The sequence below is a fragment of the Mycobacterium sp. SA01 genome, from assembly GCF_041287105.1.
Taxonomy (GTDB): domain Bacteria; phylum Actinomycetota; class Actinomycetes; order Mycobacteriales; family Mycobacteriaceae; genus Mycobacterium.
In genome coordinates this window covers 92,805-118,524 of sequence record NZ_JBGGNO010000015.1, presented here as the reverse complement: position 1 = coordinate 118,524, position 25,720 = coordinate 92,805, and the positions used below count along the sequence as shown (strand labels likewise).

The window sequence follows — 25,720 nt, the reverse complement described above, 5'->3', positions numbered from 1 at the left end:
GTGAATTTCGAGCTGACTAAGGTGGGCCCGATGGCCGTCACCGACCTGTTCGCCCGTCGCGCGACGCTGGGCAGATCGACGCGGCTGCTCAGTGAATTCCGGTACGAACAGTCCGACCCCGCCCGCTTCTACGGCGCCCTGGCCACCGACACCGCGGAGATGGTGACCGACCTGTGGCAGGCCGCCAACGGTCCGGTGGCCGGACACACGCTCGTCGACGTCGGCGGCGGGCCGGGCTACTTCGCCACCGCGTTCACCCGATCGGGCTGGAGCTATGTCGGCGTCGAACCGGATCCGAGTGAGATGCACGCCGCCGAGCACGTCCGGCAGGCCGGGCCGGGCTCCTTCGTCCGGGCATCCGGGATGGCCCTGCCGTTCGCCGACGGCAGTGTCGACGTGTGCCTGTCGTCGAATGTCGCCGAGCATGTGCCGCGCCCGTGGCAGCTCGGGGCGGAGATGCTGCGGGTGACCCGGCCCGGCGGTCTGGCGATCCTGTCGTACACCGTCTGGCTGGGGCCGTTCGGCGGCCACGAGATGGGCCTCACGCACTACCTGGGCGGAGCCCGGGCGGCGGCCCGCTACACCCGCAAGCACGGCCACCCGCCCAAGAACAACTACGGGTCGTCGCTGTTCGCCGTCTCCGCGGCCGCGGGCCTGCGCTGGGCGGCCGGAACCGGAACGCTGGTCGCGGCATTCCCGCGTTACCACCCGCGATGGGCGTGGGGGCTGACCGGACTGGCCGGCGTACGGGAGTTCCTGGTGAGCAACCTGGTGCTGGTGCTGCAGCCGCCGATTCGCCCGAAATGAACAGGTTCTAGTTTCTGTCTCCAATAGGTAGTGTGACGGTCATGACACAGAGCACGGCTTTCAGAACCGAGTGGGACAAGCTGTTCATTGGCGGCAAGTGGACCGAGCCGTCCACCTCCGAGGTCATCGAAGTGCACTCCCCTGCCACCGGCGAACTGGTGGGCAAGGTGCCGCTGGCTGCCAAGGCCGATGTCGACGCCGCCTGCGCCGCCGCCCGCAAGGCGTTCGACGAGGGCCCGTGGCCGAAGATGTCGCCCACCGAGCGCGGCGAGATCCTGGGCCGCGCCGTCAAGATCCTCGAAGAGCGCGCCGAGGAGTTCAAGTTCCTGCTGGCCGCCGAGACCGGCCAGCCGCCGACGATCGTCGACATGATGCAGTACGGCGCCGCGATGTCGTCGTTCCAGTACTTCGCCGGTGCCGCCGACAAGTTCACCTGGCGCGACTTCCGCGACGGCGTCTACGGCACCACGATGGTGCTGCGCGAGCCGATCGGCGTGGTCGCCGCCGTCACCGCGTGGAACGTCCCGTTCTTCCTGGCCGCCAACAAGCTCGGCCCCGCGCTGCTGGCCGGCTGCACCATCGTCGTGAAGCCGGCCGCGGAGACCCCGCTGTCGCTGTTCGCGATGGCCGACGTCTTCGCCGAAGCCGGCCTGCCGGAGGGTGTGCTCTCGGTGGTGCCCGGCGGCCCTGAAACCGGCCGCGCCCTGACCGCCAACCCCGAGATCGACAAGTTCACCTTCACCGGGTCCAGCGGCGTCGGCAAGGAGATCGCCAAGATCGCCGCCGAGAAGCTCAAGCCGTGCACCTTGGAGCTGGGCGGCAAGTCGGCCGCGATCATCCTCGAGGACGCCGACCTGGATTCGACGTTGCCGATGCTGGTCTTCTCCGGACTGATGAACTGCGGGCAGGCCTGTGTCGGCCAGACCCGCATCCTGGCGCCGCGGTCGCGTTACGACGAGGTCGTCGAGAAGTTGTCCGCCGCCGTCGCGGCCATGCCGATCGGGCTGCCCGACAACCCGGGCGCGATGATCGGCCCACTGATCAGCGAGAAGCAACGCGAGCGGGTCGAGGGCTACATCAAGAAGGGTGTCGAAGAAGGCGCCCGGCTGGTCACCGGCGGTGAGCGTCCCGAGGGGCTCGACGGCGGCTGGTTCGTGCAGCCGACGGTCTTCGCCGATGTCGACAACTCGATGACGATCGCGCAGGAGGAGATCTTCGGACCCGTCCTGGCGGTGATCCCCTACGAGACCGAAGAGGATGCCGTCCGCATCGCGAACGACTCCGTCTACGGTCTGGCCGGTTCGGTCTACACCACCGACAACGACAAGGCGATGAAGATCGCCGCCCAGATCCGCACGGGTACCTACGCGGTCAACATGTACGCGTTCGATCCGGGTTCGCCGTTCGGTGGCTACAAGAACTCCGGCATCGGCCGGGAGAACGGGCCCGAGGGTATCGAGGCGTACACCCAGGCCAAGAGCGTGCTGCTGCCGTTCGGGTACACCCCCGAATAGCCGGTCACACGAAGAAGCCCCGCACGCGCGAGCGTGTCGGGGCTTTTTCGTGTCTGGTCAGAACAGCGCGCGGACGATCATCTCGGCGACGGCGGCGGGCTTGTCGACACCGTCGATCTCGATGGTGTGCTTGACGGTCAGGTTGACGGTGTTGTCGTCGACCTTGTCGGCGCCGACGAGTTCGGACCGCACCCGGATGCTGCTGTCCACCGGGACGGCCGCCACGAACCGAACCTTGTTGAGTCCGTAGTTGATCGCCATCTTCGCGTTCTCGATGCGGAAGTTGTCCTTGGACAGCGCCGGGATCAGCGACAGGGTCAGGAAACCGTGCGCAATCGGTGTGCCATAAGGGCTTTCGGCTTTGGCCTTCTCCACATCCACGTGGATCCACTGATGATCCCCGGTCGCGTCGGCGAAGTCATTGATGCGCTTCTGATCGATCTGCAGCCACTCGCTGACGCCGAGCTCCTCGCCGACCGCGGACGCCGCGTCGTCGATGGACGTGATCACCTTCATGGGGTCCCTTCCTCGTCAATCCCACCGGTTGGTCTCGCCATCTTGACCGACGCTCAGAAGGCCTCTTCGGGCAGGTCCATGATCGACACGTCGATCGACTCCGCGACCTTCCGCTCGGCGGCCAGCCGCGGCAGCACGTTGCCTGCGAAGAACTTCGCCACCGCCACCTTGCCGCGGTAGAAATCCTGCTCACGCGGATCCGGGTCGCCGTCGAGTGCGTGTAGCGCGATCTCGGCCTGGCGCAACAGGAACCAGCCGATCAGCAGGTCGCCGACGGCGAGGAGGAAGCCGACCGATTCCAGTCCCACCCGGTAGAGCTCGCGAGCATCCTCCTGCGCCCCCAGCAGATAACCGGTCATCACGGTCGCGACCGCGCGCACGTTGTCCAGCGCGTCGGTCAGCGATGCGCGCGCGGCGGCCAGCTCGGGCCGCGGGTCGGGGCTGTCGATGAACTTCTCGATCTGGGTGACGACATGCCCCAGTGCCCCACCCTGGTCCCGGGCGATCTTGCGGAAGAAGAAGTCCTGGGCCTGGATCGCGGTGGTGCCCTCGTAGAGCGAGTCGATCTTGGCGTCGCGGATGTACTGCTCGATCGGGTAGTCCTGCAGGAAGCCGGATCCGCCGAACGTCTGCAGCGACTCGGTCAGGCACTGGTAGGCGCGTTCGGAGCCGACACCCTTGACGATCGGCAACAGCAGATCGTTGACCCGCTCGGCCATCGAGGCGTCGGCACCCGAAACGATCTGTGCCACCGCGGGATCCTGGTGTGCCGCGGTGTAGAGGTAGAGCGCGCGCAGCCCTTCGGCGTATGCCTTCTGCGTCATCAGGGCACGTCGCACGTCGGGGTGATGGATGATCGTCACCCGAGGTGCCGTCTTGTCGGTCATCTGGGTCAGGTCGGCGCCCTGCACCCTGGTCTTGGCATACTCCAGCGCATTCAGGTAACCGGTGGACAGCGTCGCAATCGCCTTGGTGCCCACGAACATTCGTGCGTACTCGATGACCTTGAACATCTGGGCTATGCCGTTGTGCACATCGCCCACCAGCCAGCCGATCGCCGGCTTACCGTTCAGGCCCAGGCTGAGTTCGGTGGTGGCCGAGGCCTTCAGCCCCATCTTGTGTTCGAGGTTGGTGACGAACGCGCCATTGCGCTCGCCCGGCTCGCCGGTCTCGGGATCGAGCAGGAACTTGGGCACCAGGAAGAGACTCAGGCCCTTGGTGCCGGGGCCGGCGCCTTCCGGGCGGGCCAGCACCAGATGAAGGATGTTCTCGAAGAAGTCGCCGGTGTCACCGTTGGTGATGAACCGTTTGACGCCTTCGATGTGCCAGGTCCCGTCGCCGGCGTCGACCGCCTTGGTGCGGCCCGCACCCACGTCGGAGCCGGCGTCCGGCTCGGTCAGCACCATGGTGGCGCACCAGTTGCGTTCGGCTGCCAGGGCGGCCCAGTGCCGCTGCTGCTCGTTGCCGATGTGGAACAGGATGTTGGCCATGATCGGCCCGGCCATGTACATGAACACCGCGGGATTGGCCCCGAGCACGAGTTCGTCGATCGCCCAGGTGACCATCGCAGGCGCCGGGACGCCGCCCACCTCCTCGGACAGCCCGATGCGGAACCACTCCCCCTGCTGCCAGGCCCGCATCGACGTGCAGAACGGCTCGGGCAACGACACCGCATGGGTACCGGGGTCAAATGTGGGCGGATGACGGTCGGTCTCGGCGAACGATTCGGCGACCGGCCCCTCGGCCAGCCGGGCTGCCTCGGCCAGCATCTCCCGGATCGAATCCCCGTCCAGGTCGGGATAGGCGTCGAGAGCCTTCTCCACATCAAGGAACTCGAAGAGATTGAACTCGAGGTCGCGGACATTGCTCTTGTAGTGGCTCATCGCGTGCGTCCTCCTCATCGCCGGCTGAGCCCGAGCCTAGCTCGGTTCACCTGCACTGATCAGGGTGTTCATCCAGCGTCCTGAAATATGGTCTGGACCATATAAGTGCACGTCCGGACCCTCGGTAGTGCGGCCTATCTGGCTGTTTGCCTGCTGTTAACGTCGGCGTCAGGCTCTATGTTGCGCTCACCCCGTTCTTAACTTATGGTCATAACCATAGTTATGGAGTTGGTCTCCAGACCTACCCCGCAAGGAGAGAGATATGTGGCTGATCGAGCTGAACATCGCCGGCCACCGGTTCACGCGCCACGTACCCGACAAGCGCCGTCAGCTGTTCGGTCGCGGAGCTCGGGCGCTGGCGTGGCGGGGTAGCCATTTCCGTCAAACCCCCGCCGCCTGAATGACCCGGACCCCGACACCCGATCGAAAGAGCCGCGGCTCCACCCGCACCAAGATGCTGGTGAGTGCCGCCGAGATGCTGCGTGAACGCGGCGCCGCCGGCGTGACGATCGACGAGGTGCTGGCCCGCAGCGGTGCGCCGCGCGGTTCGGTCTATCACCATTTCCCCGAGGGGCGAAGCCAGATCCTGCGCGAGGCACTGGAATACGCCGGCTACGCGATCACGACCGCCATCGATGAGGCGGCATGCGAGAACGCCGGGGTGCTTCTGCGCCGCTATGTACAACTCTGGGAAGACGCCCTGATCACCAGCGACTACACCGCCGGCTGTCCGGTGCTGGCCGCGGCCATCGGATCCGGCGAGGACGAACAACAGCTCACCGCAGTCGCCGGTGAGATCTTCAGCCGCTGGCGCGAGGCGTCCAAGCAGGCCTACCTACGGGAAGGCTTCGACGCCGCCGACGCCAGTGCATTGGCCGACACCACCCTGTCCGCGATGGAAGGTGCAGTGGTGCTGTGCCGCTCGGTGCGCAGCCTGCAGCCCCTTCATGACGTCGCCGCCCAGATGGAATTCCTGATCAAGGCAAAGGAATTCGTGACGAAGTTCGGTGTGCCGACCCTGAACCCCTGAATGGCCAACGGGCACAGCCGAAATGGCTGTGCCCGTTGGTTTCCAACAGAGATCAGGGGTTGTCAGTGCCGTTGGTCCCCGCCGTGCCCGGCGTGCCATTGGCCTGCGCATCGCCACCGGCGGTGCCCGCGGTGCCCACGCCCAGGACGCCTGAGTTGTTGCCACCGTTGCCGCCGTTACCGCCGACACCACCGATTCCGGTGCCGCCGGTGCCGGAGTTGGTGCCCTTGCCACCGGCGCCACCGCTACCGCCCGCATTGACCCCGTCGGTCGACGTCTGGCCACCGGACAGCTGGAAGGTGCTGTTGCCACCGGTGCCGCCGGCGCCACCGGCCGCAGCGTTCGTGCCGGTGCCATTGGCACCGCCGTCGCCGCCGTTGCCGCCGGTCGACGTGCCGTTGACGATCGCGGTGCCCGCGGCAGCCGCGTCGCTTGCCGTGAGCGTGGCGAACCCACCGTCACCACCGAGAGCGCCCTTGGTGGCACCACCATTGCCTGCGATCGCCGAGCCGCCGGTGATCGTGCCGTTGAGCCCGATTACCTCCGAGGAACCACCGTCGCCGCCGGCCTTGCCGTTGACGCTGGAGGCGCCGCCATTGCCGCCGGTGGACGTGATGCCGATAGCGGAACCGATGAGACCTGCGGCTGTGACCGAGGAGTCACCACCCGCGCCGCCGGTGCCACCGGCGCTGGCCGCCCCACCGTTGCCGCCGGTGGAGAAGCCGTTTACCACACCGGCGTTGGTCCCGACGATGCCTGCTTGCAGCTGAGCCGAACCGCCGTTGCCGCCAACGCTGTCCGCGCCGGTGGCGTCACCGCCGCTGCCGCCCTTGGCACTTCCCGAAGCGGTGCCGTTCGTGCCGGACTGGATTCCCGCGGCACCACCGGCGCCGCCCTGGGCACCCCCGGGACCGCTCTTACCACCGGCACCGCCGGTGGCGGTACCGGTGGCCGAACTCAGCACACCGTCCGCGACAATGCTGGCGCCGCCGCCCTTGCCGCCCGCGACTCCCGCCACGGTGGTCGCGTCGCCGCCGGCACCGCCCGCACCGCCGGTGGCGGTACCCGCCGCCGCGCCACCATTGAGGCCCTCGACGTGGGCGCCGCCACCGCCACCGCCGCCGCCACCACCGAGGCCGGCCGCAGCCGCGGTGCCCACAGCACCCTTGCCGCCCGAACCGCCCTTGCCGCCGGTGGCTCCGACGCCGTCACTCGCACCGGCACCGCCGGCGCCTCCGACACCGCCCGTGCCGAACGCCGCACCGTCAGTTCCGGTTCCGCCCTTGCCGCCCGAGCCGCCGTTACCGCCGGCTTGCGTCGACCCGTCGGCCAGCACGCCCTTGCCGGCACCACCGACACCGCCCGTGCCGCCGGTGCCACCGACCCCGCCGCTGCCGGTCGCACCGCTGGAACCGAAAATGAAGAGGAATCCGCCCGCGCCGCCCGCGCCGCCGACACCGCCGACACCGCCTTCGCCGCCGGCACCACCGTCACCGGCTGCGCTGACACCATCGACGCCGTCGACACCCGTGCCGCCGGTGCCACCGGTGCCGCCCTTGCCGCCCGCACCGCCGCCGCCGCCCGAGCCGAAGATCATGCTGCCCTTGCCGCCGGCGCCACCATTGCCACCGGCCTCACCCTTGCCGCCGCCCGCGCCGGTGCCGCCGGTTGTCCCGGTCACACCGGATCCGCCCGCGCCGCCGAAGCCGCCGCTGCCGCTGATCGACAATCCACCGACGCTGCCGCCGTCGCCGCCGTCGGCGCCGCTGCCGTCCAGGCCCGCGCCGCCGTCGCCGCCGCTGCCGGTGATCAGGCCACCGGCACCGCCGTTGCCGCCCTTGCCACCGTTGACGGTGGCCACGCCCGCTCCGCCGTTACCGCCGGTGCCGAACCAGCCGGCCGCACCGCCGTTACCGCCGTTGAAACCGTTGCCGCCGGTACCGAACAGACCCGCGTTGCCGCCGTTGCACGCGGTGGTGCCGGTGCACGAGTCCGAGGTGAAGCTGTAGCCGTTTCCGAAGAGGATGCCCGCGTTGGGATGGTCGGCGGTGCCGTTGCCGACGTACATCCGGATGAAGTCAGTGATCGGGTTGCCGGCCAGCGCGGCCATCGCGGCCGCTCCGGGCGACGCCACCCCGGCCGTCTTGGCAGCGGGCGCCGTCGGCTTGGCTGCGGCGCTGGGGGATTCGGTCGCGCCGGCGGGCTTGGCTGCGGCCGCCGGGGCATCGTCCTTGACATCCGGTGTCGAGTCAGAACCGCCCGTCGAGGTCGACGGCTTGGCTGCGGCTCGGCTCCGCGGGGCACTGCGCCCTGTGCCTGCCTTCGAGGAGCCCTTGCTCGACGAGTCCCCGCTTGCGTGGGACGAACCGGTCGAGGATCGCCCCGAACCCGAACCGCTGGAGCCGCCCGCACCGCCGGTATCCGCCGCGGCCACCGGCAGGGCTGCCGACGCCGCACCGACACCGAGAGCGACCGCAAGCACGCCCACCCGGCCTACCCAGCGGCCGTATCCGGACGATGACGGATCGGTGTGGTCGGTGCTCTGCGACAGATTGCGCACAGTCATGTGATTCCTCGCCGTTTCATGCGAGAACCCCGTGCCCCCGCCCGTTACAGGGAAGTTACCGAAAGCTCACCGGCACAGGGCGTATTTCGGAGTTTTGCCGGGACCGGCGGCGATTCTCCGGCTTCCGACACCTCGACAAAGACCTGTGCCGCGCGATATTTCGCCATCCGCACACCCGGAGTTCAGCGCGCCATCATCCGCAATTCCGCCGTCCAACCCGAACTGCGCGGACCTGCCTGCGCACCACGACGGCCGCTGATGCTGGAATACGAGGGTGACGACGCCCGACCGAACGACCGGCATGCAGGACCCGGAGACGCCGGAAAGTGTCATCACCCGGTTCGGCATCGAGACGCTCGACGAGAACTTCACCGAGTTCACGGTCGTCGCCTCGATGCCGGTGGGCCGGTTGACCAACCCGTTCACTCAGATGCCGACGATCGGTCCGCTGGCCATCCTGGTCGACGATGTCGGCGGCCGGGCCAACTTCTATCGCCGCGGCGCCGGTCAGTGGACGGTCTCGAGCGAGCTCTCCGTCGAACTCAGCCCCGACGGGATCGACAGCCTGCAGGCCGCGCCGGACGAACCGGTCGTGGCGAGCAGTCGCCCGCTCGGACCGCACGGTGCGACGCTGTTGTCCATCTGCACGCTGAGCCACCGCGGCACCACGATCGGCGGCGGCACCGTGCGCACGGTCGCCATCACCGGTGGCCCCGATGCACCGATCCAACGGGGACCGGACACCCTGGCGCGCACACCGCAGACGACGCTGGCGCAGTTGATGTCCGCCGACCCACGGCCGGACGAGGATGGCACCTACCGGCTGGACCAGCGGCCGGATCCGATCATCAACAACCTGATCGGGATCGTCCACGGCGGGGTCAGCAGCGCCGGGCTGGAACTCGCGGCGTCTGCGGCGATCAACCATGGGCAGGCCGAACCGCTGCGCACCGCATCGCTGCGGGTGAACTTCCTGCGCCCGTTCTTCGCCGGCGACCAATCCCGTTACGAGGGAACCGCACTGCGGGTCGGGCGCAATTCCGCGGTCGGCGACGCCCAGGCTGTCGGTGCTGATGGCAAGGTGGCCATCCTGGCGCGTGTCACGGGCTACCGGTGAGCACCATGACCGACGACTTCGGGGCGCTGTGCGCCAATGAGCCCGAGCTGGCCCGCTTGCGGGCCTCGATCCGGACGTTCCTGGCCGCCGACCGCGACGAATTCGGTTGGCAGCCAACCGTCGACGCGTGGCTGTCGAGCTGGGACGAGGCGTTCAGCGCCCGTCTCGGTGCGGCGGGATTCCTCGGCCTGACCATTCCGCGCGAGTACGGCGGGCAGGGACTGAGCCACCTGCATCGCTATGTGGTGACCGAAGAGCTGCTGGCCGTCGGTGCGCCGGTGGCTGCGCATTGGATCGCCGACCGACAGGTCGCACCCGGGCTGCTGGCCTACGGCTCCGAAGAGCAACGGCAACGGTTACTACCCAGAATTGCTGCTGGGCAATACTTCTCCGCGATCGGCATGAGCGAGCCGCAGGCCGGCTCGGACCTGGCCGCCTCGGCCGCCAAGGCGACCAAGACCGACGGTGGCTGGTTGCTGTCGGGCACCAAGGTGTGGACCAGCGGAGCGCACCTGGCCCACCAGATCGTGGTGCTGGCCCGCACCAGCCCGGTCGACCCCGACCGTCGCCACGCCGGCTTCAGCCAGTTCATCGTGCCGGCAGACAGCGCGGGGATCACGATCAGTCCCATCGTGATCATGTCGGGCGAACACCATTTCAACGAGGTGACCTTCGACGAGGTGTTCATCAGCGACGACAACCTGCTCGGCGAGATCGGCAACGGCTGGCATCAGGTCACCGCCGAACTGTCCTTCGAACGCAGCGGCCCAGAACGCATCCTGAGCACCGCTGCGCTACTGACGGCACTGGTGCGCCTGCTGGCCGGCCAGGACGATCTCGACGACCACGCCGCCGCGGCCGTCGGCGACTTGCTGGCCCGGGTGATCTCGTTGCGGCAGCTGTCGGTGTCGGTGGCCAGGGCGCTGGCCGCCGGTCAGTCACCGGTCAACGAGGCCGCTCTGGTCAAGGACCTGGGCACCCGCTTCGAGCAGGAGTCGGTGGAATTGGCGGCCGACCTGTTCGGCTACGCCGCGACCGACTTACCGGATCGCGACCGGGTGGCCGCGCTGCTGAATGTGGCACGGCTGCACGCGCCGTTGTTCACCCTGCGCGGCGGAACCAACGAGGTGCTGCGTGGTGTGGTGGCCCGCGGAATGGGGCTGAGATGACGCGGGCGTTGATCGGTGGTGTCTTCGTAACCACCAGCGGCACAGATGAATTGGTTGACCTGCGCCAGCTGGCGGAGGATATCGGGGTCCGCTCCTTCGACGAGCGGATCGGCCGACGCGGCCTGCCGGACGACGTCGACACCGCCGCATGGCGGCATCTGCAGGACGCCGGCCTGACCCGTCTGACCAGCGATCCCGAATCAGGCGGTGGCCCAACCGAATCCGCGGTTGTGCTACGGGCGCTGGCCCGCCATGCCGTCACCGTCCCGATCGCTGAAACCGATGTGCTGGCGGCCTGGTTGGCCGCGAGGGCCGGGCTCGAGGTCCCCGGCGAGGGGCCGCTGACGATCGCGATCGGCCCGGCCGGGGCGACGAGCATCAGCGGCGTTCCGTATGCGGGCTCCGCCGACGCGGTGGTGGTGGCCGTACGCGACGGCGCCGCACTCTCGGTGGCGATCACCGAGCCCGCGACCACCGCGACCGGGCACAACCTGGGCGGTGAACCACGCGACACCATCGCCGTGCCCGCCGAGGGGTTCGTCACCGTCGAGGGAGCCGCCGAGGAGCTGGCGCGGCGCGGCGCCTGGGCGCGCTGCATCCAGGCGCTCGGCGCGCTGGACGCCGCGGTCGAGTCCTCGGTGGCACACACTCGGGAGCGGGTGCAGTTCGGCCGTCCGTTGAGCGCGTTTCAGGCGGTTCAACACACGCTGGCCTCGATGGCAGGTGAGGTGGAACGGGCGCGCGCGGCCACCGAGCTGGCCGTCGCCGCCGTGGCCGTTCACGGATTCGACAGCGCCCAAGCCGATTACGCCGTCACCGTCGCCAAGGTGGTGCTGGGCCGGGTGGTGCCGAGCGTGGTCACCGCCGCCCACCAGCTGCACGGTGCCATCGGCGTGACGATCGAGCACCGCTTGTGGCTGGCGACGATGCGAGCCCGCAGCTGGATCGACGAATTCGGTGACACCGCCTGGCATGCACGGAAGTTGGGCCGGATGGCGCTGGCCTCCGGCAACGACCCGTGGGACTTCGTCGTCGGCGCGGTCTGACTCAGCTGCCCGTCCAGTTCGGGGCCCGCTTCTCGGCGAACGCGATCGCGCCTTCCTGGGCGTCCTTCGACCCGAACACCGGCATCATGATCTTCGCCTGCTTCTTCCACTGCTCTTCAGGCGACCAGCCGCGCGACTCGGTGATGATCCGCTTGGTGGCGGCCACCGCCAGCGGGCCGTTGACGGTGATCCGCTCCGCCAGCTCGATCGCCGCATCGAGCGCGTGGCCCGGCTCGGCCAGCGCGTTGACCAGACCCAGCTCGTGGGCACGTACCGCGGACAGATTCTCGCCGGTCAGCGCCAGCTCCATCGCGATCTGATACGGGATGCGCTGCGGCAGGCGCAGCAATCCGCCGCCGCCGGCCACCAGGCCCCGCTTGACCTCCGGGATGCCGAACGCCGAGTCGTTGGCCGCCACGATCAGGTCGGTGGCCAGCGCCAGCTCCGTCCCGCCGGCCAGCGCGTACCCCTCGACCGCGGCGATCAGCGGCTTGAGCGGCGGGCGCTCGGTGAAGCCCAGGCCGCGACCCTCGGCCACCACGTTCTCTCCTCGGGCGAACGCCTTGAGGTCCATCCCTGCGCAGAACGAACCGCCGGCCCCGGTGACGATGCCGACCGACAGTCCGGCGTCGTCGTCGAGCTCGTCCATCGCGGCGGCCAGACCATTGCTGACCGCGGCATTCACGGCGTTCTTGGCCTTGGGCCGGTTGATGGTGATGATCAGAATTCGGCCGCGGCGCTCGGTGAGGACGGCGGGCTCTTCGGTAACGGCGTTTTCAGTCACGTCCGGAATGGTAACTATCGAGGTACGACGCGAGTCGCGAGCCCGGTAGCATAGAAAACTAGAACACGTTCCAATTCCTAGGAGGATGTGTGAGCACCAGCGACGCGACACCCGCCGAGACGGAGAAGTGGGACCCCGGCCTGGTCGAGAGGACCATGGGCGTACTGCGCCCGTTCCTCAAGCTCTACCACCGCAGTGAGGTCCGCGGACTGGAGTCATTCCCGCCCGGCGGCGCCCTGGTGGTGTCCAACCATTCCGGCGGCCTGTTCGCGATGGACGTGCCGGTGTTCGCCCTGGGGTTCTACGACCACTTCGGCTACGACCGGCCGGTCTACACGCTGAGCCACGATCTGGTGCTGACCGGTCCGACCGCCGGCTTCTTCAAGCGCAACGGTTTCATCCGGGCCAATCACGAGAACGCCGACGAGGCGCTGCGCTCCGGCGGCGTGGTGGTGGTGTTCCCCGGCGGCGACTATGACGTCTACCGGCCGACGCTGTCCCAGAACAAGATCGACTTCGACGGGCGCACCGGCTATGTGAAAGCCGCCATCAATGCCGGGGTTCCGATCGTGCCCACGGTCGCGATCGGCGGCCAGGAGAGCCAGATCTTCCTCACCCGCGGCACCGGCGTGGCCAAGGCGCTGCGGCTGGACAAGCTGTTGCGCGCGAAGATCCTGCCGATCTCGTTCGGTTTCCCGTTCGGGTTGAGCGCTGTCGTTCCGCTGAACGTGCCGCTGCCCACCAAGATCGTCGTCCGGGTGCTCGAGCCCATCGACATCACCGCGCAGTTCGGCGAGGACCCCGACATCCATGCCGTCGACGCCCACGTGCGCGGCGTCATGCAACGGGCCCTGGACGAACTGGCCTCCGAACGTCGCCTACCGGTGATCGGCTGATGGACCTGCTGTCCCGGCTGACGTCCGTCGGCGACGCCGTTGTCACGCTGGCCAAGGCCGGCTTCCTGACCCCGATGCGTCCGGACCGGACGCTCGCGATGGTGAACGCCGCGCGCGCCGAGGGATTGTCGATCGCCACCGGGTTCGCGACGGCCGCCGCCCGCCGCCCTGACAGCCCCGGGCTGATCGACGAACTGGGCACCCTGACGTGGCGCGAACTCGACCAGCGAGCGCACGCGCTGGCGGCCGCGCTGCAGCAGCTGCCCGGCGGCACGCCAGAAGTGGTCGGCATCATGGCCCGCAACCACCGCGGGTTCGTCGAATCGCTGATCGCCGCCACCCGCATCGGTGCGGACGTGCTGCTGCTCAACACCTCGTTCGCCGGCCCGGCGCTGGCCGAGGTCGTCAATCGCGAACGCGCCGATGTCGTGATCTACGACGAGGAGTTCACCGCGTCGGTGGACCGGGCCGTGCAAGACCGCCCCGAGGCCACTCGCGTCCTGGCCTGGACCGACGCCCCGACCGAGGCGCAGACGGTCGAGAAGCTGATCGAAGCCCATTCGGGTCAGCGGGCCACCTCGAGCGGCCGCAAGAGCAAGCTCATCCTGCTGACCTCCGGTACCACCGGAACTCCCAAGGGCGCCAAGCACTCCGGCGGCGGGGCCAGCAATCTCATCGCGATCTTGAGCCGCACGCCGTGGCGGCTGGGTGAGACGACCGTGGTGGTCGCCCCGATGTTCCACGCGTGGGGCTTCTCGCAGCTGGTGTTCGCCTCGGCGATGGCATGCACGGTGGTGACCCGGCGCAAGTTCGACCCGGAGGCCACGCTGGCACTGGTCGACCAATACAAAGCCACCGGATTGTGTGTGGTCCCGGTGATGTTCGACCGCATCATGGATCTTCCCGAGGACGTCCGAAAGCGCTACAGCGGGCGCACTCTGCGGTTCGCGGCGTGCTCGGGATCGCGGATGCGGCCCGACGTCGTCATCAAGTTCATGGACGAGTTCGGCGACGTGATCTACAACAACTACAACGCCACCGAAGCGGGCATGATCGCCACCGCGACCCCGGCCGATCTGCGGGCCGCACCCGACACCGCGGGAAAGCCGGCCGCGGGCACCGAGATCCGCATCTACGACGACGAGTTCAACACCGTTGCGACCGGCGAGGTCGGGCGGATCTTCGTGAAGAACTCCACCCAGTTCGACGGCTACACATCATCTGGTCCGGGGGGCAGTACCAAGGACTTTCACGACGGCTTCATGTCGTCGGGCGACATCGGCCGCCTCGACGACGCGGGCCGGCTGTTCGTGGTGGGCCGCGACGACGAGATGATCGTCTCCGGCGGTGAGAACGTGTACCCGATCGAGGTGGAGAAGACGTTGGCCGGGCACGCGGAGGTGGCCGAAGCCACGGTGCTCGGCGTCGACGACGAACAGTTCGGCCAGCGACTGGTGGCGTTCGTGGTGCTCACCGACGGTGCGACCGCGAGCCCCGACGACCTGAAGGCGCACGTCCGGGAGAACTTGGCCAACTACAAGGTTCCGCGGGAGATCACCGTCCTGAGCGAACTGCCGCGCGGAAGCACTGGCAAAATCCTGCGTAATGAACTCATCGCTCACACGGCTGACGGCTGAGCTTCGGCGGCCGCGCCCCTTGGTACGCGCGATCGTCGAAGCGGTCAATGCCGCCAACGGATTTCGCCCACTGGGGCGCCAGGGCTACAAGACGCTGGCAGTCTTCTCGTTCGGCTGGCCCACCTCGGAAGTGCCGATGCTCTACCTGGGCGGCTCCGTCCTCGACGCCGCGCGGCGCGGCCTGCGCGGCGACTTCCGTGGCCGGCGGGGTGTCGCGGCCCTCGCGCTGACGGCCGCGTCGTGGTTGTTCTTGCTGGCGATTCAACGCCGCAACGTGACCACACCACGACCGGTTTTACGCGCCGCGCTGGTTGAGGGGCTCGGCGAGAACTTCGCCGACGTTCTGGAAACCTTGCCGAGCACACCGTCGCCGTCGGGCCGGCCCACCGCATGGCGGACGACGTGGTCGCGGCGACGCTTTGTCGACAAGACGAGCACGATCAGCTACGGGCCACACGGCCGCGCCAATCTGGCCGACGTGTGGCGCCGCCGCGATCTACCCCGGGAGGGCAAGGCCCCGGTGCTGCTCGAGGTGCCCGGTGGAGCGTGGGCGATCGGCTGGCGCCGTCCGCAGGCCTACCCGTTGATGAGCCACCTCGCCGACCGGGGCTGGATCTGTGTGGCGATGAACTACCGGGTCAGCCCGGCGCACACCTGGCCGGACCACATCGTCGACGTCAAGCGTGCGCTGGCCTGGATCAAGGAGAACATCGCCGACTACGGCGGTGACCCCGATTTCGTTGCCATCACCGGTGGTTCGGCCGGCGGTCACCTGGCGGCGCTGGCGGCCCTGACACCCAACGACCCGGAGTACCAGCCGGGGTTCACCGACGCCGACACCTCCGTGGTGGCCGCGGTCCCGGTGTACGGCCGCTACGACTGGTACACCACGCACGGCAACGGCCGCCGCGAGTTCATCGGCTACCTCGAACGCCTCGTCGTCAAGCGGCAGTTCAGCAGGTTCCGGGAGATCTACACCGCCGCATCACCGATCCGCCGGCTACGCGCGGACGCACCGCCGTTCTTCGTCCTGCACGGCGAGCACGACTCGGTGATCCCGGTGGACGAGGCGCGGGATTTCGTCGGCGAATTCCGCACGGTCTCGCAAGCGCCGGTGCTCTATGCCGAGTTGCCCGGTGCGCAACACGCTTTCGACATTTTCTCCTCCCCACGGGCGCATCAGTCCGCCGAAGCGGTCGGACAGTTCCTGTCCTGGGTATACGCGAAGAGGATGAACAAGGGGGAGCATGCGTAATCACATCCGACGGGTCCGTGATGTCGGGCTGCGCCGATTGATCATCGCCTCCGCGCTGCTGGTGGCGGTGATCGCGGCGAGTGTTGCGGGGTATCTCACCAGCCGCAACAACACCGATCAGGAGAGTTACTTCGGCGACGGGGACAATCCGGACCGGGTGAACGTGACCGTCTGGATCACGAAGGTGGACTCGACGACACAACAGCTTTCGGTGACGATCGTCGATGTGGCACCGAGTGGGACGCTGGCCGACCCGGACGGCAACTTCGCCCAGGACGTGACGCTGACGACGGCCGCCATCGGTAACTGGAAGGCGGATATCAAGGCAGGCAATCCCGCGCCGGACATCGAGCAGAGAGTGAGCGTGGACGGAGCGGTCACCGACTATCCGTTCGATCGATACACCGGCCGCCTCGAAGTCCATGTCTACAACACCGACGGCACCAATGTTCCGGTGGCCCTCACTGTGGTCAACACCGATCCGTTCTTCGGCCTGAACACCTCGGCAGGCACCGCCCAAAGCGGCGGCGTGCTGGTGAATCTCGGTCTGCACCGCAGCATGCCCACGATCATCTTCGCGGTCTTCATCATGATGCTGATGCTCGGCCTGGCGATCGGGGCGGTGGTTGCCGCCTTCTACGTCCTGAATTGGCGACGCGGCCTGGTCTTCCCGGCCTGCTCGATGATGGCCGCCATCCTGTTCGCGTTGATCCCACTGCGCAATGCGGTGCCCGGCAACCCGCCGATCGGGTCCATCATCGACTTCGGGTCGTTCTTCATCGCCGAAGCGGTGATCTCGATCTCGCTGATCTCCAGCATCGTGGTGGGCTTCCGTCACCAGCGAAAGATCGAGATCGCCGAAAGTACCCCCACCGAGGTGCTGGACGACATCCCGTCCGAGGACACCGCGACGATGGCTACTGACCGCCTCTAGGCCTGCGCCATCGCCGTCTCGACGACTGCCAGCTCACCGGAAAGTCCTGCCGCCACCCGTATTTCGGAGAACGCCGCCAGCATGGCCTCGGTGACCTCGTGCGGGTCGCCGACGGTGACACCGTCGGTGAGCACCGAGATGTTGAGCTGGTCGACGTAGCTCCACACGGTGATGTTCATCCCGCTGCCGGTGGTCAGCGGACCGACGGAGTAGATCTCGGTGACCAGTGCGCCGCCGACCCGGCCGTGTTCACGCGGGCCGGGCACATTCGAGATCGGCAGATTGAGGACCTTGTTCTGGCCGTCCTTGGTGGACAACCACTTGAACAGCGCTTGAGCGGGCGCCGGCGGCAGGTAGGTGGACCACCGGCTGATCAGTTCCGGCCCGATGAGCTGATGGCTCTCCTTGGCCAGCACCGCGGCATCGTGGGTCTGCCGCACCCGCTCCAGCGGATTGGCCACGTCGACCGGGACGGCCACCATCATGCCGGTGAAGTAGTTGCCCGACACGCGGTCCGGGTCGAAGTTGAAGCTCACCGGAACCGACGCCAGCAGCGGGTGATCAGCCACGCCGTCGTAGCGCAGCAGCAGGGTTCGCAAGGCGCCCGCGGCGGTGGCCAGCACCATGTCGTTGATCGTGACGCCGAGGAGCTTGCTGGTCTCTTTGATTTCGGCGAGCGCCAAAGTCGCTGTGGCGAAACGTCGTTCGGGGGTGAGCATGTGGTTGAGGAAGGACGGCGGCGGTGTGAAGGGCATGGTCAGCTCGGGCGACAACTTGCGGCTGCTGCGGCGGACCCGGGCCATGCCGTCGGCGGTGTACTTGATGACACCGGGCAGCTTGGCGATCTGCCGGAAATGGTCGGCGAACGCCGAGCGCACCAGCTCACCACGCCGGGGTGAGGGGTCGGTCGAGAAGTCCTGGTCCGGGTCTGGACCGCTCTGCAGGTCCATCCCGCGCGCCATCAGGTTCCCGGAGGCGACTCCGTCGGCCAGCGCGTGGTGGATCTTGCCGACAACGGCAATGCGGCCGTTGGCAAGACCTTCGATGAAGTACATCTCCCACAGCGGGCGGTCCCGGTCCAGCGGGGTGCTGGCGATCTCGCCGATCGCCTCATCCAGTTCGCGCCGGCCACCCGGCTCCTTCACCCGCCACGGGCGGATGTGGTAGTCGAGGTCGACGTCGCAGTTCTCCCGCCACATCGGGTGATGAAACTTGAACGGGATGTCTACCAGTTGATAGCGGAACGGGTCGAGTTTGTAGAGCCGGCCACGGATGACCTCGCGAAAATCTTCGACACCGAAGGTTCGGCCACCGAGGTCCTGCAGTTCGATGATCGCCACCTTGAGGGTGTGCATGTGCACATTGGGAGCCTCGCTGTACAGCAGCACAGCATCCCAGCCACGCAATCTTTTCATCCGTGCGCCTCTCCGCCCCTGCCCCGTCCCGTTCGGGACGATACAGCCGAGTAGGTCTCAGATGACCTCTTTGGTGGACATCGCCGCGCGGTCGCGGTGAATCCGATTGAGGAACAGGCCGATTGCGGTGGACACCGACCCGGTGCGAGCACCGTCGGTCATGTCGAAACCGTGTCCGGCACCGGGCAATTCGACATATCCGACCGGCGAGTGCGACACGCTGCGCAACCGCTCCACGAAGCTCTGGGCCTGCGCGACCGGTATCACGCTGTCACCGGAGCCGTGCACCACCAGGAACGGCGGGGCCTTGGGATGGATCCGCGCGATGGGCGACGCCTTGCGGAACACGTCGCCGTACTTGCTCTGCTTCTTGTTGACCACCACGCGCTCGAGGAAGTCGACGAACCGGGTGCGTTCCGGCGTCGAGCGGTCTTCCCAGTCGTAGCGGCCATAGATGCCCACGACGGCGTCGACGGCGGTGTCCGAGCCCTCTGGCAGGTGCTCCTGGAACTCGGGGTCGTCGATGGTCAGTCCGGCCAGAGCGGCCAGGTGGCCACCGGCCGAACACCCGGCGACGGCGACGAAGTCACGGTCGCCGCCGAACCGGTCGACGTTGGCGCGGGCCCAGGCGATCGCGGCTTTGATGTCGTGGATGTGCTGCGGCCACGGGTGGTGCGGTGCGACGCGGTACTCCACGGACAGGCACACCCAGCCCTGCGCGGCCAGGTGCGACATCAGCGCGTAGCCCTGCAGGATGCGGCTGCCGTGCACCCAGGCGCCGCCCGGGACGAACACCAGAACCGGTGCGGGCTCGGCGGGCAGGTCCTTGCGACGCCAGACATCGAGAACCTGGGTCGGGTGATCGCCGTAGCGGACCGAAGAACGGTGGAGATGCTTGCGGTGCTCCAGGGCCCTCGCCACCGGCGGCTTGGTGTCGGGTGCCGGCCAGTCGATCTGCAGGTCCTCGGGCAGCACCACACCTCGCAGCCCGGTTTCGGCGACCTGGCGGGTGCTCTCCCGCTGGACCCGGCGCACGCGGCCCGCGTCGGGCGCCAGCCACGACTTGGCGGCCGCACCGAGGAGCTCAGGCATCTGCTTGGCGCCCCAGACACTCATGGCGCTCAGTGCGCCCAGCGGTTCGAGGTGCTTGCCGACTACGGGGAGCTGGGCAGACGCCATGCTCATCGCCATCAGATAGTCGGCCGGACCCGCCTGCATCAGCCAGCGGGCCGTCGTCCACGGTCTAACCGTCATGGCGCGAAGCGTACCCCGCTGGCACTTTCTGAAACGACAAATTCTTCGGAATGTTCACTGCTTTGCTGGCCGAATCGAGATTCAGTCGTGCCCAGCGATTCCCACCGTGCCCGGACGTTTGCCCGAACGTCAGTGTTCGCTCAGTGCCCGGCGTTTCGCGCCAGTTCGATCGCGAACGAGTTCACGAAGTGGCCCGGGCCCGGATCGCCCCGACCGCACGACCCGTCGGAGTCACCCGGACGCTTGACCCACAGGAACGCGTCGATGTGGCCGTTTCCGGTGTCGGTGGTGGGCTGGACGCCGAGCGCGCGGCCGCTCGGGTTGCACCAGTACAGTTCGCCGTCGGCCGGCCCGTTCCCGTTGCGCGAGGTGTCGATGACATACGGCTTTCCGCCGGTCATGCCGGAAACTGCTTCGCCGTAACCGATTTCCTCGTCAGTGGTGAAGAAGTTGGAGACGTTGAGGCTGAAGCCGCGGGCTTTCTCGATACCCACCTGGTTGAGCCGGTTGGCGATCTCGTCGGCGGGCAGCCACCGCGAGTGGCCTGCGTCGACGTACACCGCGGCGGCGGGGTTGCGGGTCAGCGTGTCCACGCCGTAGCGGATCAGGTCGAAGCGTTCCTGGCGTGCGCCGGCGGACAGGCAGTCGGCCATGTCGAGGGCATCCGGTTCCAGGATGATCGTCACCGGGCCGCCGCCGATCTGGGAGGCGACGCGGTCGATCCACCCGCGATAGGCCTCACCCGAGCCGAACCCGCCTGCCGCGAAACTTCCGCAGTCGCGATTCGGCAGGGAGTAGATGGCCAGCATCGGCATGGCGCCGGCCGCCCAGGCCCCATTGAGATAGGTGCTCACCGCAGCGGCCGGCACCAGATTGTCGATGAAGTAGGCCTGCGGAGTGTTGGCGATGTACGCCAGTTCAGGGCTGTCCGGATTGGCCTTGGACGCCCGCATGGCTGCCGAGTTCGGGTCGACGTAGAACGGCGATCCACCGATCGGGGCGGCGTCATCCGCGAGGCGGATGGGGCCGGTGTGAACCGACGCGGTGCTGACTACCAGCCCGGCGACGACGGCGAGGGTCATGAACGGGGCGATCCACCGTGCGACGGCACCGGCAGCGAAGGACATCACCGGAGAAAAGCTAATGCGCACCGGCGGCAAACGCCAACTGTCAGCCGCACCGAACGGCACTACTTCCCTAGACTCAGGTGACCCTGAAGGAGGCCCAGATGACCGAGGCCGCAGATGTGATCTACACCGGTGGCGATATCGTCACCATCGACGACCGCAACCCGTCGGCGAGCGCGTTGGCGGTTCGCGCCGGGCGGATCACCGCGGTGGGCGACCGGGACGACGTGGTGGCGGCGCACCAGGGGCCGGGCACCCGAATGGTCGACCTCGACGGGGCGACGCTGCTGCCGGGTTTCCTCGACCCGCACAGCCATTACATCAACTCCCTGACCGTCGCCAATCAGGTGAACGTCTTTGCGCCGCCGGCCGGACCGGGCGCGGATGTCGAGGCAATCCTGAATTCCCTCAGGGCATTTCGGGACTCGCATCGGGTGCCACCGGGCGAGATGATCGTCGCCTACGGCTACGACGACACCCTGATGCCCGACGGGCGGACACTGCACAAGGACGACCTCGACGTCGACTTCCCCGCCAATCCCGTACTGGTCGGGCATGTTTCGATGCACGGCGCGGTGCTCAACTCGGCGGCAATGCGGATGTTCGACATCACCGCGGACACCGTCACCCCGGCAGGCGGGGTGATCGTCCGCAAGGACGGCTCCACCGAGCCGGACGGGCTGGTGATGGAGACCGCGTTCCTACCGATCTTCGCCGCCATGCCCAAGCCGACACCGTCGCAGGAGATCGCCTGGAGCAAGGCGGGCCAGATGCTCTATGCCGCGGCAGGCATCACGACGGCGCATGAAGGCGCCACCCACGCCGCCGACGTGGAATTGATCTACCGGGCCGCCGAAGGCGGAGCAACCCTGATCGACGTGGTGGCCTACCCGTTCATTCTGGAACTCGATGAGGTGCTGCAACGGCACCCTGCGGAGACGTTCGGCAGCTATCACAACCGGGTCAAGCTCGGCGGGGTGAAAGTCACACTTGACGGCTCACCGCAAGGCCGCACCGCATATTTCACGACGCCGTACCTGACCGATGGCCCGGACGGGCAACACAACTGGTGCGGTGAGCTCGGCTTCTCCCAGGAGACCGTCAACGGCTGGTTCAAGAAGGTCTACGATCTCGGCCTACCGCTGGACATCCACGCCAACGGAGATGCGGCCATCGACGTCGCGCTGGCCGCCCATGAATTCGCGGGCGCCGGCGATCTCGGCAAGGACCGTCTCACGGTCATGGTGCACTCGCAGTTCGTTCGTCGAGATCAGCTGCGGCGCTACGTCGACTACCAGATCACCCCGTCGTTCTTCACCCCTCACACCTTCTACTTCGGCGACGCGCACGTCCGGTTGCGCGGGAAGGCCCAGGCAGATTTCCTGTCCCCGATGCGCGCGGCGATCGATATGGGGCTGCACCCCACCAACCACACGGATTTCGTTGTCACGCCGCTGGATCAGATGTTCGTGGTGTGGACCGCGGTGAACCGGATCTCGCGCAGCGGCGAAACCATCGGCGCCGACCAGCGCGTCACCGCACTGGAGGCGTTGAAGGCCATCACGATCAACGCCGCACGCCAGTACCGCGAGGCGGATACCAAAGGCTCGCTCGAGGTCGGTAAGCTCGCCGATCTCGTTGTGCTGGACGACAATCCGCTGACAGTTGACCCCATGGCGATCAAGGACATCACCGTTGTCGAGACGATCAAGGAAGGTTCGACCGTCTACCGGGCATAGGTCGGGGCGTTGCGCCCGAGGTCACGGCGTGAGCAGGACCTTGACGACCTCCCCCGACCGCGCCGCGACGGCGGCATAGCCGTCGGCGGCCTGCTCCAGCGGCATTGTGGTGGTGAAGATGCCGTCGACGTCGAGGCGACCGCTCTGCAACAGCGGGATGAGTTCCGGCCAGGTCTGCTGCACCGGCGCGGTGGTCATCCGGAAGGTGAGGCTGCGCAGCAGGGCGGTGAGCGCCGGGAACGGGTACGGGTTGAGGTTGTGCACCCCGACCACCGACACCGTGCCGCCGGCACGCACGGTGGCCAGCGAGTCGTCGATGGTCGTGTCGTTGCCGACGGCGTCGATCACCGAGTGCGCCCCGAGACCGCCGGTCGCGTCCATGACGGTCTGCGCAGCGGCCGGTTCGATCGCGATCGCACCCAGGCGGGCGGCCCGATCCCGGCGTTCGGCGACCGGGTCGACGGCGTAAACCCTTGCCGCACCTTGAAACAGCGCGCTGCGCACCGCGCACAGCCCGACCGCACCAAGCCCGATGACCACCGCTGTACCGCCGAGCGGGATGTCGGCACGCTTGGCGGCGATCCAGCCGGTGGACAGGTTGTCGGTGAGCAGGAGGGCCTGCTCGGTGTCGATGCCCTCCGGCATCTTCAGCAGCTGGAAGTCGGCCGCCGGCACGGCCATCAGTTCGGCCTGCGCGCCGCCGAGCACCCCGGAACCGAAGACCTGCGGACCCGACGCGCACAGGATCGGATCCTTGGTCGCGCACCCGGTGCAGGCGCCGCAGCCGGCCACCGACGACACGATGACCTGGTCGCCGACCGTCACCGTGCGCACGTCCGAGCCGATCTCGACGACGGTGCCGATGGCCTCGTGGCCCAGCGAGACAGGCTGGAAGAGCGGATAGTCGCCCTCGTAGAAGTGCAGGTCCGAGCCGCAGATGGCGGCCGCCGTCACCTTGACGATCGCGCCGGTCGATCCGGGTAGCACCGGGTCGGGCCAGTCGTCGACCCGGACCGACCCCGGCGTGTCGATGAGCACCGCGCGCATGGTGTCCTCACTCTCCCTTTGTCACAACGAAGTTCGACCAGTCCGGGGTGCGAATCGCATTCCAGTAGACCGGCAGCCGCCACGGGCTCACGGTGTGGATCTCCCCGTCCGGGTTCTTGAAGTACGAGTGTTCGATCGAGGGGTGCGCCCACACCATCTGGTTGATCTCGTCCTGATGCTTGCGGTGCCATGCCTCGGTGGCCTCGGTCGTCGGTTCGATTGCTTTCCAATCATTTTCGACTATATCGGCCAGACAACTGTCGATGTAGCGCATCTGCAGCTCGGAGTTGAAGATCAGGCTGCCGCCGTGCGCCAGATGATTACCCGGCCCGTAGAGCATGAAGAAGTTCGGGAACCCGGGCACGGTGATGCCGAGATAAGCGGCGGGCCGCTCACCCCAGGAGGCACGCAGGTCCACCCCGTCGCGCCCGGTGATCTGCATCGGGTACAGCACCTCGGTGGCACGGAAACCGGTCGCGTAGACGATGACGTCGATGTCGTGGACCACCCCGTCGGCGGTCACCACACCGTGCGGCGTGATCCGCTCGATCGGAGTGCGCACCAATTCGACGTCGTCGCGGCGCAGGGTGGTGAGCCAGGTTCCGTTGTCCTGCAACGTACGTTTACCGGTCGCCGGATAGTCGGGCAGCACCTTGGCCAGCAGATCCTGGTCGTCGCCGACCTGGGTGGCGATCCAATCGGTGAACATCAGCCGGGCCAGCGCGTTGACCTCGCTGACCGCGTAGTTCGGGTCGTCGGGGTGGACGTAGTCCGGGTCGGATCGGGCCGCCTCCAGACCCTTGTCCGCACCGGGCCACAGGAGCAGGAAGCGGTACCAACGGTTGTAGTAGGGAAGATGATTCATCGCCCACCGCACGCCGTCGGGGACGCTGTCGTGGTACATCGGGTTGGGGAACATCCACTGTGCGGTCCGTTGGAAGACCGTCAGGTGCGACACCTGGTCGGCGATCGCCGGCGCGATCTGGAAGCCGCTGGCCCCCGCGCCGATGAGTGCGACGCGCTTGCCGGTCAGGTCCACGGAGTGGTCCCACGCCGCGGAGTGGAAGGCCGGCCCCTCGAACTCATCGGCGCCCTCGATGTCGGGCAGCGCGGGCCGGTTCAGCTGGCCGACCGCGGTGATGACGGCGCGGGCGTCAATCGTGGATTCGGTTCCGTCCTTGTCCCGCACGGTGACTCGCCAGATGCCGTCGGCGTCGCTCCATGCGGCCGAGACCACCTCGGTCTGCCAGCGGACATTGGCGTCGAGCTGGTGCCGGTCCAGGACGGTCTCGAAGTAGGCCCGCAGCTCGGGTTGTTCGGCGAAGTAGTGCGACCAGTCGTTGCTCGGCTCGAAGCTGTAGCAGTAGAAGTGATTCGCCACGTCCACCCGGGCACCGGGATAGCTGTTCTCCCACCAGGTTCCGCCCGGGCCGGCATTCTTCTCCACGATCGTGAACGGGATGTTGGCCTGCTTGAGCCGGATGCCGGCGAGCAGACCCGATTCCCCACAGCCGATCACGACGACCGGGAAGTCGGCGGTCGCGGCGGGGTCCAGCGCGACGGGGCGGCGTGGGTCGACGTCCTCGAGGTCCATCTCCTCGAGCACCATCGGACGGTACTCGTCGTCGACGTGCTCGCAGGCCGTCCAGTCCAGCATCTCCCCGATCAGTTCCGGGCTCAGCGGCACCGGCCCCGGGCAGCCCCGGTCGCGGTAGTCGGCGATGATCGGCAGGGCGAGCGCCCGCGCCTTGGCCTTGTCCTCCTCGGACATGAAGCCCTGGACCTCGTTGAGGAAGACGCCGGCCTGGCTGAACTCCCGGATGAACCGCGGATCACCGGTGATGTGTACCAACGACAACAGCAGCGTGGGAATGCTGACCTGCTCCAAAGCCGCCGCGATCTCCTCATCGGAAGACGTGAACGGTTGGCCCGCATACGGATTGGTCGTCATCGACGGTGTCCTCTCACCCAGCGGCAATTACGC

Annotated in this window: 21 protein-coding genes; 12 read left to right on the top strand and 9 right to left on the bottom strand. The window is 67.8% G+C overall.

What is annotated here, in order from left to right:
- Positions 1 to 30: 30 nt before the first annotated feature.
- Positions 31 to 807, top strand: coding sequence for a class I SAM-dependent methyltransferase (locus tag AB4879_RS07005; RefSeq protein WP_370507015.1), 777 nt, complete (start codon positions 31 to 33; stop codon positions 805 to 807).
- A 41-nt stretch (positions 808 to 848) separates the two neighbouring features.
- Entirely contained in the window at positions 849 to 2,321 is a 1,473-nt protein-coding gene (locus tag AB4879_RS07000) for an aldehyde dehydrogenase (RefSeq protein ID WP_370507014.1), read from the top strand.
- A 57-nt stretch (positions 2,322 to 2,378) separates the two neighbouring features.
- Here AB4879_RS07000 and AB4879_RS06995 read toward each other — a convergent pair whose 3' ends face one another.
- Complete coding sequence (locus tag AB4879_RS06995) at positions 2,379 to 2,837, bottom strand: MaoC family dehydratase (RefSeq protein WP_102807808.1); 459 nt, start codon at positions 2,835 to 2,837, stop codon at positions 2,379 to 2,381.
- Between the two features lie 53 nt (positions 2,838 to 2,890).
- Positions 2,891 to 4,720, bottom strand: a complete 1,830-nt coding sequence (locus AB4879_RS06990; protein ID WP_102807809.1) for an acyl-CoA dehydrogenase — start codon at positions 4,718 to 4,720, stop codon at positions 2,891 to 2,893.
- Positions 4,721 to 4,982: 262 nt separating this feature from the next.
- Between AB4879_RS06990 and AB4879_RS06985 the strand changes: the two genes are divergently transcribed.
- Both AB4879_RS06985 and AB4879_RS06980 read left to right on the top strand, forming a co-directional pair.
- The gene (locus AB4879_RS06985; RefSeq protein WP_199189913.1) at positions 4,983 to 5,120 is read left to right on the top strand and encodes a hypothetical protein; all 138 of its coding nucleotides are present in this window, start codon (positions 4,983 to 4,985) and stop codon (positions 5,118 to 5,120) included.
- Complete coding sequence (locus tag AB4879_RS06980) at positions 5,121 to 5,750, top strand: TetR/AcrR family transcriptional regulator (RefSeq protein WP_370507013.1); 630 nt, start codon at positions 5,121 to 5,123, stop codon at positions 5,748 to 5,750.
- A gap of 52 nt (positions 5,751 to 5,802) precedes the next feature.
- Here AB4879_RS06980 and AB4879_RS06975 read toward each other — a convergent pair whose 3' ends face one another.
- Positions 5,803 to 8,316 (bottom strand): hypothetical protein, encoded by a 2,514-nt coding sequence (locus tag AB4879_RS06975; RefSeq protein WP_370507012.1) that lies wholly within the window; start codon positions 8,314 to 8,316, stop codon positions 5,803 to 5,805.
- 274 nt (positions 8,317 to 8,590) lie between these two features.
- Here AB4879_RS06975 and AB4879_RS06970 point away from each other — a divergent pair, with 274 nt between their 5' ends.
- Genes AB4879_RS06970 through AB4879_RS06960 form a run of 3 tightly spaced genes read left to right on the top strand, consistent with a single transcriptional unit; the run spans position 8,591 to position 11,648 of the window.
- On the top strand, positions 8,591 to 9,433 hold the full coding sequence (locus AB4879_RS06970) for a PaaI family thioesterase (RefSeq protein ID WP_370507011.1): 843 nt from the start codon (positions 8,591 to 8,593) through the stop codon (positions 9,431 to 9,433).
- Between the two features lie 5 nt (positions 9,434 to 9,438).
- Positions 9,439 to 10,602 (top strand): acyl-CoA dehydrogenase family protein, encoded by a 1,164-nt coding sequence (locus AB4879_RS06965; RefSeq protein ID WP_370507010.1) that lies wholly within the window; start codon positions 9,439 to 9,441, stop codon positions 10,600 to 10,602.
- A complete protein-coding gene (locus tag AB4879_RS06960) occupies positions 10,599 to 11,648 on the top strand; it encodes an acyl-CoA dehydrogenase family protein (RefSeq protein WP_370507009.1) in 1,050 nt (349 codons plus the stop codon). The genes AB4879_RS06965 and AB4879_RS06960 overlap by 4 nt, the downstream gene beginning before the upstream one ends.
- Before the next feature lies 1 nt (position 11,649).
- Here AB4879_RS06960 and AB4879_RS06955 read toward each other — a convergent pair whose 3' ends face one another.
- Positions 11,650 to 12,432, bottom strand: coding sequence for a crotonase/enoyl-CoA hydratase family protein (locus AB4879_RS06955; protein ID WP_083117445.1), 783 nt, complete (start codon positions 12,430 to 12,432; stop codon positions 11,650 to 11,652).
- A gap of 155 nt (positions 12,433 to 12,587) precedes the next feature.
- Here AB4879_RS06955 and AB4879_RS06950 point away from each other — a divergent pair, with 155 nt between their 5' ends.
- From AB4879_RS06950 to AB4879_RS06935, 4 genes are read left to right on the top strand one after another with little or no spacing between them, the layout of a single operon-like run.
- Complete coding sequence (locus tag AB4879_RS06950) at positions 12,588 to 13,328, top strand: 1-acyl-sn-glycerol-3-phosphate acyltransferase (RefSeq protein WP_370507119.1); 741 nt, start codon at positions 12,588 to 12,590, stop codon at positions 13,326 to 13,328.
- On the top strand, positions 13,328 to 14,965 hold the full coding sequence (fadD12, locus tag AB4879_RS06945) for an acyl-CoA ligase FadD12 (RefSeq protein WP_370507008.1): 1,638 nt from the start codon (positions 13,328 to 13,330) through the stop codon (positions 14,963 to 14,965). Before AB4879_RS06950 ends, fadD12 begins: the two co-directional genes overlap by 1 nt.
- The gene (locus AB4879_RS06940; protein WP_370507007.1) at positions 14,934 to 16,220 is read left to right on the top strand and encodes an alpha/beta hydrolase; all 1,287 of its coding nucleotides are present in this window, start codon (positions 14,934 to 14,936) and stop codon (positions 16,218 to 16,220) included. Before fadD12 ends, AB4879_RS06940 begins: the two co-directional genes overlap by 32 nt.
- Positions 16,213 to 17,154 carry a DUF4436 family protein gene (locus AB4879_RS06935; RefSeq protein ID WP_370507006.1) on the top strand — a complete coding sequence of 314 codons (942 nt, stop codon included), beginning with the start codon at positions 16,213 to 16,215 and terminating at the stop codon, positions 17,152 to 17,154. Before AB4879_RS06940 ends, AB4879_RS06935 begins: the two co-directional genes overlap by 8 nt.
- Here AB4879_RS06935 and AB4879_RS06930 read toward each other — a convergent pair.
- The 3 genes from AB4879_RS06930 to AB4879_RS06920 all read right to left on the bottom strand — a co-directional run bounded on the left by AB4879_RS06930 (position 17,151) and on the right by AB4879_RS06920 (position 20,950).
- Positions 17,151 to 18,569, bottom strand: a complete 1,419-nt coding sequence (locus AB4879_RS06930) for a wax ester/triacylglycerol synthase family O-acyltransferase (RefSeq protein ID WP_370507005.1) — start codon at positions 18,567 to 18,569, stop codon at positions 17,151 to 17,153. The two genes, AB4879_RS06935 and AB4879_RS06930, sit on opposite strands and share 4 nt — an antisense overlap.
- 57 nt (positions 18,570 to 18,626) lie before the next feature.
- Positions 18,627 to 19,823: an alpha/beta hydrolase fold domain-containing protein gene (locus AB4879_RS06925; protein ID WP_370507004.1), complete on the bottom strand. Its 1,197-nt coding sequence runs from the start codon at positions 19,821 to 19,823 to the stop codon at positions 18,627 to 18,629.
- A gap of 140 nt (positions 19,824 to 19,963) precedes the next feature.
- Positions 19,964 to 20,950, bottom strand: a complete 987-nt coding sequence (locus tag AB4879_RS06920; RefSeq protein WP_370507118.1) for a glycoside hydrolase family 6 protein — start codon at positions 20,948 to 20,950, stop codon at positions 19,964 to 19,966.
- Positions 20,951 to 21,051: 101 nt separating this feature from the next.
- Between AB4879_RS06920 and AB4879_RS06915 the strand changes: the two genes are divergently transcribed.
- The gene (locus AB4879_RS06915; RefSeq protein ID WP_370507003.1) at positions 21,052 to 22,689 is read left to right on the top strand and encodes an amidohydrolase; all 1,638 of its coding nucleotides are present in this window, start codon (positions 21,052 to 21,054) and stop codon (positions 22,687 to 22,689) included.
- Positions 22,690 to 22,710: 21 nt separating this feature from the next.
- Here AB4879_RS06915 and AB4879_RS06910 read toward each other — a convergent pair whose 3' ends face one another.
- Both AB4879_RS06910 and AB4879_RS06905 read right to left on the bottom strand, forming a co-directional pair.
- Positions 22,711 to 23,736 carry an alcohol dehydrogenase catalytic domain-containing protein gene (locus AB4879_RS06910; RefSeq protein WP_370507002.1) on the bottom strand — a complete coding sequence of 342 codons (1,026 nt, stop codon included), beginning with the start codon at positions 23,734 to 23,736 and terminating at the stop codon, positions 22,711 to 22,713.
- Positions 23,737 to 23,743: 7 nt separating this feature from the next.
- The gene (locus AB4879_RS06905) at positions 23,744 to 25,687 is read right to left on the bottom strand and encodes a flavin-containing monooxygenase (protein WP_370507001.1); all 1,944 of its coding nucleotides are present in this window, start codon (positions 25,685 to 25,687) and stop codon (positions 23,744 to 23,746) included.
- Positions 25,688 to 25,720 lie beyond the last annotated feature (33 nt).

Bases quoted from the DNA above. Each gene is read 5' to 3' on its own strand.
- AB4879_RS06995 (WP_102807808.1), bottom strand. From the start codon at position 2,837: ATGAAGGTGATCACGTCCATCGACGACGCGGCGTCCGCGGTCGGCGAG.
- AB4879_RS06915 (WP_370507003.1), top strand. From the start codon at position 21,052: ATGACCGAGGCCGCAGATGTGATCTACACCGGTGGCGATATCGTCACC.
- AB4879_RS07005 (WP_370507015.1), top strand. From the start codon at position 31: ATGGCCGTCACCGACCTGTTCGCCCGTCGCGCGACGCTGGGCAGATCG.
- AB4879_RS07000 (WP_370507014.1), top strand. From the start codon at position 849: ATGACACAGAGCACGGCTTTCAGAACCGAGTGGGACAAGCTGTTCATT.
- AB4879_RS06950 (WP_370507119.1), top strand. From the start codon at position 12,588: ATGGGCGTACTGCGCCCGTTCCTCAAGCTCTACCACCGCAGTGAGGTC.
- AB4879_RS06990 (WP_102807809.1), bottom strand. From the start codon at position 4,720: ATGAGCCACTACAAGAGCAATGTCCGCGACCTCGAGTTCAATCTCTTC.
- AB4879_RS06935 (WP_370507006.1), top strand. From the start codon at position 16,213: ATGCGTAATCACATCCGACGGGTCCGTGATGTCGGGCTGCGCCGATTG.
- AB4879_RS06940 (WP_370507007.1), top strand. From the start codon at position 14,934: ATGAACTCATCGCTCACACGGCTGACGGCTGAGCTTCGGCGGCCGCGC.
- AB4879_RS06905 (WP_370507001.1), bottom strand. From the start codon at position 25,687: ATGACGACCAATCCGTATGCGGGCCAACCGTTCACGTCTTCCGATGAG.
- fadD12 (WP_370507008.1), top strand. From the start codon at position 13,328: ATGGACCTGCTGTCCCGGCTGACGTCCGTCGGCGACGCCGTTGTCACG.
- AB4879_RS06980 (WP_370507013.1), top strand. From the start codon at position 5,121: ATGACCCGGACCCCGACACCCGATCGAAAGAGCCGCGGCTCCACCCGC.
- AB4879_RS06985 (WP_199189913.1), top strand. From the start codon at position 4,983: ATGTGGCTGATCGAGCTGAACATCGCCGGCCACCGGTTCACGCGCCAC.
- AB4879_RS06975 (WP_370507012.1), bottom strand. From the start codon at position 8,316: ATGACTGTGCGCAATCTGTCGCAGAGCACCGACCACACCGATCCGTCA.
- AB4879_RS06920 (WP_370507118.1), bottom strand. From the start codon at position 20,950: ATGTCCTTCGCTGCCGGTGCCGTCGCACGGTGGATCGCCCCGTTCATG.
- AB4879_RS06960 (WP_370507009.1), top strand. From the start codon at position 10,599: ATGACGCGGGCGTTGATCGGTGGTGTCTTCGTAACCACCAGCGGCACA.
- AB4879_RS06965 (WP_370507010.1), top strand. From the start codon at position 9,439: ATGACCGACGACTTCGGGGCGCTGTGCGCCAATGAGCCCGAGCTGGCC.
- AB4879_RS06910 (WP_370507002.1), bottom strand. From the start codon at position 23,736: ATGCGCGCGGTGCTCATCGACACGCCGGGGTCGGTCCGGGTCGACGAC.
- AB4879_RS06925 (WP_370507004.1), bottom strand. From the start codon at position 19,823: ATGACGGTTAGACCGTGGACGACGGCCCGCTGGCTGATGCAGGCGGGT.
- AB4879_RS06930 (WP_370507005.1), bottom strand. From the start codon at position 18,569: ATGAAAAGATTGCGTGGCTGGGATGCTGTGCTGCTGTACAGCGAGGCT.